Consider the following 6251-nt stretch of genomic DNA (forward strand, 5'->3'; position numbering starts at 1 on the left):
GGGAGGGCGCCGGCCGGGGCCGGTTCGGCACGGCGGCGGCGCGGCAGGTGCAGGGCGTGGCCAGCAGCGCGAAGGCGGCCCAGCCCCCGGCCAGGGCGACAATCGGCGAGCCGTCCTGGAGATGGTGGTAGGCGGTGAGGAACCCGACCAGCGCGAGGCTGTTGCGGGCGAAGTGCCGGCTGAAGTCGACCAGCTGGCGACGGGCCTCGACGGCGACCAGCACGCCGGAATAGGGGAAGGTCACCACCATCCCGCGCAGCAGCTGGCCGAGCAGGCCGGTGAGCACCGCCCCGGCGAAGATCACCGCCAGCTTGGCCGGAGCGGGGAGGCTGTCCCGGCGGCCGTCGACCGGCCGCTCCGGTGCCGCGGCCACCACCCGGGCGCGGCGGCGCAGCACCACCATGGCGAGCAACCAGAGCGCCATCGTGCCGGCCAGGGCCGGCCCGAACGGCACCGGAACCGCCAGCAGGCCGGCGCTCAACGCCACGTAGGCGGCGATCCCGGCCAGGTCGGCCATCAGGATCGGCCAGCGCCACCGGTGGTGGGTCAGGGCCACGGTGACGAAGAAGAGGTTGAGGCCGAGCACGCCGAGCAGCTGGGCGCCGTCGACCCGGTGGCCCGTGGTGACCAGGGCCAGCGTCATCGGCAGCGGCAGGCTGTAGACGAACGCCCGCAGCCGGACCGAACGGATCACGCTGACCGCCCAGACCACGGCGGTCACCAGGATCACGGCACTCCACGTCATGGCTGGCCCATCTCCGCTCCACCGCCCGCCGACGCGGTCAGTCCTGGAAGGTCGCGACGTTCGCGCACAGGTCGAACACCCGGGTGAGTCGGTCGATGTCGGCGCGGTTGACCGAGAACTGGTTCTCGCTGATCTCCCCGTGCGCGCTCATCCTGGCCTCCCAGCAGCTCGAGCCGTCCCAGAGTGTCAGATTGACGTGCAGGTGCGGGCTGACGACACCCAGTGGCAGCAGCCCCACCCGGACCCCGGCCCGGCGCTGCTTCTCCACCAGCTCGACCAGCTCGTCGGAGAGCGTGGCGTAGGCGAAGACCCGGGTGATCCGCACCCCGCGCGCCAGGGCCGCCAGGTTCGCCTCCCAGTAGCGCCGCCCGATCTCGCTGCGCCACCAGCTCAGCTCGCCGCTGGCCCTCGGCGTCAGGTTGGTCAGCCCCTGCAGGCTCCGGGTGCAGTCCCGGGTGGCGCCGATCAGGTCCTCGTCGTCGTCGCCCCGCCGGACCACCCGCCCCACGGCGAGCTGCTCGGCCTCGATCCGGAACTGCTCGTAGCGGCGCTGCGCCTCCTCGGCAACCCGGGTGCCGGCGTGCCGCTCGACCGCCTCCCGGACGGCGACGACGATCTCCGGCGCGCCCTGCACCAGCCAGGGCGGCCCGTCCAGCAGCGTACGCAGGTGGAACCGGCGCTCCGCGCGGGCCAACGAGTCCACCAGCAGCGAGATGGTGATGCCCATCAGCCCGGCCAGCAGCGACTCGACGCCGCTGGCGGCGTTGGTGAGGTCGAGCGTGACGGAGAGCGCGATCGACAGGGTGATGCCGATCAGCGCCACCGGGTCGGTGTGCGCCACCAGCCGGACCAGTCCACTGGCCGACCCGGTACGCCCGGTGGAACGTCGACGGAGCACGTCGCCAGTCATCGGCAGCCCCCGATCTCGTCGGTGCGCCCAGCGTAGTGCCGATCCACAAGGGCCCCTCGTGGTCACGGCCGTCGGTACGATCCGGTTGTGCGGATCGCGGACGTGGCGCTGCCGAGCTGCCCGGCCGACGCGTCGCCCGCGCAGCTCACCCGAGGGCTGCGGGCCTGGGTGGAGTCCCCGCCGCTGCGGGCGCTGGTTGCCCGGTTCGGCGGCGAGTGGCCGACCGGCGACCTGACGGCCGTGCTGGCCGGGCTGGACGACTTCTCCGCCCGGCACTGGGATTTCCGGGGCGGCCGGGAACGCCCCGAGGCACGGGAACCGAACCTCGACCCGACCACCGCCGCGCTGGTGCTCACCACCGCCGAGGCGCTCGGCCTGGTCCGCCCGGTGCGACCGGCCCACCCCCGGTACGCCCACCTGGTGGTGCTGGGCGGGCTGGCGCACGCCTGCCTGCGGCGCGTCGCGTACGCGGCCCACCTGGTGCGGCACGGGCCGGCGGTGGACGGGGAGGTGGCCGTGCTCGGCAGCTTCCGGCCGCTGTCCGAGGTGGAGCGGGACGTGCTCGCCGGGGCGGGGATCGCGGCCGACACCGAGGTGGACGCGCTCGACGCGGCGGTCCGCGCGGTCCTCGGGGTCGCCGCGCCCGACGAGGAGGACGGGCACGACGCCGGCCACCCGCACCACTCCTGGTCCGCGCGGACCTACCGGTCGGACGGGCTGCCGCCGGTCCGGGTGCTCGCCGCCCCGTCCAGCGAGCCGGAGCGGCGGCGCGCGCACACGGCGGACACCCAGCGGTTCTGGGCCGGGCACGTCCGGCTCTCCCCCGGCGACGCGCTGCTGGTGGTGACCGCGCCGATCTACGTGCCGTTCCAGCACTGCGACGCGCTGCGCACCCTGGCGGTGCCGTACGGCTGCGCGATCGACACCGTCGGCGTCGACCCGGCCCTGCCCGACCTGGTCCGGCTGCCCGAGCCGACCCTCACCCCGGGGCGCTACCTCCAGGAGATCCGCTCGGCGATCCGCGCGATGCGGGCCCTGCACGAGGTGCTGGACTGACCCACCCCGCACCGCCCGGGTCGGCGTCAGGCGTCGGCGTGCAGCGCGAGTGCCGTCCGGGTCGCGGAGACGACGTCCCAGAACAGCGGCCGGGTGGTGTGCTTGCGGCCGTCCCAGGTGTTGCTGCCGAACATCGCCTCGCGCAGCGGCGTCGTCAGCTCCAGTTGCGCGCCCGCCCTGGACGCCGTCCGGTTGCAGATGTTTTGCGGACTGGTCCCGTCGATGGCGCGGTTGACCCGCCGGGCGACGGTGATGTTCACCTTCGCCAACTCCCGGCGCAGCAGGTCCCGCAGCCCGGCGTCCCGCCCGCCGATCACCACCGCCTCGGTCCCGTCCGGCTCACCGGCCTGCCGGGTCGTGCAACCGTGCAGGGCGACGGCGTGGCGGACCCCACCGCAGATCGACTCCGCCCACGGGTCGTCGCAGTTCACCGAGGTCACGTGCAGGGCGGCGTTGCCGGCGCCGAGCAGCCCCTCGAACATCCAGTAGTGGTGCAGGCCCTTGCCGTCGGTGCTCGGCTCCAGGGTCGCCGGGTGGTAGCCGGCGACCGCGAGGCACAACTCCGACGTGCCCACCTCGATGCCGCCACCGTGCGGCGCGAGGACCGCCGTCCGCGTCGTCCCGGTCGCGCAGTCGGGCTGCTCGTCGGGGGCGCATCGATGGCAGCAGCGCACGGCGTACTCGACGCCCTCGACGAGGCCCGCGGTGGCGTACAGCTCGGTGTTGGAACCGTACCGGTCGGTGGGGTGCGCGGTGGGCCGCCTCGGGCGGGGACGGTCGGGATCCCCGGCCCGGTCCTCGGCGGAGGTCACCGCGCGGTGTCGGCGACCGCTTGGGCGAAGACCTCGGAGCGGTGCTCGAAGTTGCGGAACCGCCCGTAGCTGGGCGCGGCCGGCGAGAGCAGCACCACCCCGCCGGGCGGGGTGAGCTTGCGGGACAGCCCGACCGCCGCGACCAGGTCCTCGGCGAGTTCGGTACGCACCGCCGGCAGCCCGGCCAGCGCCTCGACGATGCGGGGGCCGCTGTCCGGAATGCCGATCACGGTGATCTCCCGCTCGGCCAGGTGCGCGGCGAGCGGGCTGTAGTCCAGCCCCCGGTCGGTGCCGCCGACGATCACCGTCAACGGCCGCCCCTCGTACGCGTCGATCGCGTGCATGGCCGCGTACGGGCTGGTGGCGAGGGTGTCGTCGACGAAGGTGAGGCCGGACGGGTCGGCGATCTCGGTGAGCCGGTGGGCCAGCCCCTGGAACTCGGCGACCGCCACGGCCAGGGTGTCCTTGCGGGCCACCACGTCGACGTCGAGCGCGTCGAGCACGGCCAGCGCCACGCAGAGGTTGCCCTCGTTGTGCCGGCCGACCAGCGGCAGCACGGCGCGCGGGAAGAGCGGCTGCTCGGCCAGGTGGAACCAGGGCGTGCCGTCGGGGCCGGTGGCCACGTTGGCGGTGTCCGGCCGGCCGGCGCGCACGGCGGCCCGGTCGCCCAGTTCCACGGCCAGCCGCGGGTCGGCGCCGTTGACCACCACGGTCCGCGGGCCGTACGCCAGCAGGTTGAGCTTGTCCCGGTAGTACTCCGCCTCGCCGCCGTGCGCGTCGAGGTGCTCGGGGAAGAGCGCGGTGACCACCGCGACTCGGGGCGAGTCGGTCAGGTCGGTGCACTGGTAGCTGGAGAGCTCCAGCACGTACAGCTCTGCCTCGGGCAGGTCCAGGGTGGGCACCCCGATGTTGCCGCCGAAGACGTTCGGCCGGTCCACCGCGGCGAGCAGGTGGCTGATCAGGCTGGACGTGGTGCTCTTGCCCTTGCTGCCGGTGACCCCGACGGTCCGCTCGGCGTGGTCGGCCATCCAGAGCGCGGTGCCCTGGGTGACCGTGGCCGCCCGCGCCCGCAGCTCCACCATCCACGGGTGGGTGTTCGGTACGCCCGGGGAGCGGACCACCACGTCGGCGGCGGCCAGCCGGTCGAAGCCGGCCTCCCCGGTGATCAGGGGCGCGGCCTCGGCGAGCGGCCCCTCCCAGGGCAGGGTGAGGAAGTTGGCGCTGTCGTCCACGGCGACCAGGCCGGCGGGGCCGTGCGCGGCGATGGCGGTCACGGCGGCCCGGCCCTCCCGGCCGGCCCCCCAGACGGCGACGGTACGTCCGCGCAGGTCAGACAGGCGCACGGGCTCTCTCCTCGGGGGTCTCGACGGCGTGGCACGGGGCACGGTCCGGCGCAGCCGGACACGGCCGGACGAACCAGGGCCTAGTATGGCGTGTGCCCAACGAGCAGCTCCGGCGGATGGACGCCTTCACCTTCCCGTCCTACTCGATCGACCTCGCCACCGGCGAGGCGTTGTTCGACTACAAGCTGACCGGTCCCGACGGCGAGCAGCGGTTCACCGAGGTGATCACCCTGCCGCTGCCCGCCGACCCGCCGTCGGACGAGACCGTGGCCACCCTGGGCCGGGTCCTGGAGCTGCTGCACGTGGTCGCCGGGGTCAGCTACTACAAGGCCGCCGCGCCGCGCCGGCTGGTGCTGCCGGCGCCGCTGGGCGCGGCCGCCGCCGAGCTGGTCACCGCCGTCTACACCAAGGGCCTGGCCGAGTACGCCTACCGCAACCAGCTGCCGCACGTGCTCGAACTGCGCCCGGAGGTGCCCTCCGGCACCGTCTCCCCGGCCCGCGGGTACGACGACTCCGATCGTCGTCCGCTCTCGGCGGTCGGCGGCGGCAAGGACTCCATCGTCAGCCTGGAGGCGCTGCGCCGGGCCGGCTTCGACCCGGTGCCGTTCTCGGTCAACCCGAACCACGTGATCGTCTCGGTGAACGAGGCGTCCGGGCTCACCCCCCTCGCGGCCCGCCGGCGGATCGACCCGGTGCTGTTCGACCTCAACGCGGCCGGCGCGCTCAACGGCCACATTCCGGTCACCGCGATCAACTCGCTGATCGCGGTCGCCACCGCCGTGCTGCACGGGCTCGGGCCGGTGGTGATGTCCAACGAGCGTTCCGCGTCGGACCCGAACCTGATCTGGAACGGTCACGAGATCAACCACCAGTGGTCCAAGGGCGTCGAGGCGGAGGGGCTGCTGCGGGCGGCGCTGGCCGAGCACGCCGGTCTCACCGAGCCGTACTTCTCGCTGCTGCGCTCGCTGTCGGAGCTGCACATCGCCCGGCTCTTCGCCGCGATCGACCGGTACGACGCGGTGGTGACCAGCTGCAACGCCGCGTTCAAGCTGCGCGACGCGAGCGAGCGCTGGTGCCGCGACTGCCCGAAGTGCCGGTTCGTCTTCCTGGCCATGGCGCCGTTCATGCCGCGCGAGCGGGTGGTGCGGATCTTCGGCGGCGACCTGCTGGCCGACCCGGCGCAGATCCCCGGCTACCGGGAGCTGCTCGGCGTCGACGGGCACAAGCCGTTCGAGTGCGTCGGCGAGGTGGAGGAGTCGGTGGTGGCGCTGAGCCTGCTCGCCGAGCAGGAGCAGTGGCGCGACGCTCCGGTCGTCCGCGCCCTGGTCGACGCGGTCCCGGAGACCGCCTGGTCGGCCGCGGCGGCCTCGGACGTCTTCACCCCC

The 6251-nt window shown here is 74.2% G+C and carries 6 protein-coding genes; 2 read left to right on the forward strand and 4 right to left on the reverse strand.

What is annotated here, in order from left to right:
- Both JNW89_RS24330 and JNW89_RS24335 read right to left on the reverse strand, forming a co-directional pair.
- A partial coding sequence (locus tag JNW89_RS24330) for a hypothetical protein (protein ID WP_238450644.1) occupies window positions 1-745 on the reverse strand: 745 nt, incomplete at its 3' end.
- 37 nt (window positions 746-782) lie between these two features.
- On the reverse strand, window positions 783-1643 hold the full coding sequence (locus JNW89_RS24335) for a hypothetical protein (RefSeq protein WP_238450645.1): 861 nt from the start codon (window positions 1641-1643) through the stop codon (window positions 783-785).
- Between the two features lie 99 nt (window positions 1644-1742).
- On the opposite strand from JNW89_RS24335, the gene JNW89_RS24340 reads away from it, so the two are divergent.
- Complete coding sequence (locus tag JNW89_RS24340; RefSeq protein ID WP_238450646.1) at window positions 1743-2711, forward strand: hypothetical protein; 969 nt, start codon at window positions 1743-1745, stop codon at window positions 2709-2711.
- A gap of 26 nt (window positions 2712-2737) precedes the next feature.
- On the opposite strand, the gene JNW89_RS24345 is transcribed toward JNW89_RS24340, so the two are convergent.
- Window positions 2738-3523 (reverse strand): poly-gamma-glutamate hydrolase family protein, encoded by a 786-nt coding sequence (locus tag JNW89_RS24345; RefSeq protein ID WP_238450647.1) that lies wholly within the window; start codon window positions 3521-3523, stop codon window positions 2738-2740.
- On the reverse strand, window positions 3520-4866 hold the full coding sequence (murD, locus tag JNW89_RS24350; protein WP_238450648.1) for a UDP-N-acetylmuramoyl-L-alanine--D-glutamate ligase: 1347 nt from the start codon (window positions 4864-4866) through the stop codon (window positions 3520-3522). Before murD ends, JNW89_RS24345 begins: the two co-directional genes overlap by 4 nt.
- A 92-nt stretch (window positions 4867-4958) precedes the next feature.
- Between murD and JNW89_RS24355 the strand changes: the two genes are divergently transcribed.
- A partial coding sequence (locus JNW89_RS24355) for a hypothetical protein (RefSeq protein WP_238450649.1) occupies window positions 4959-6251 on the forward strand: 1293 nt, incomplete at its 3' end.

This window comes from Micromonospora sp. 4G55 (assembly GCF_016803375.1).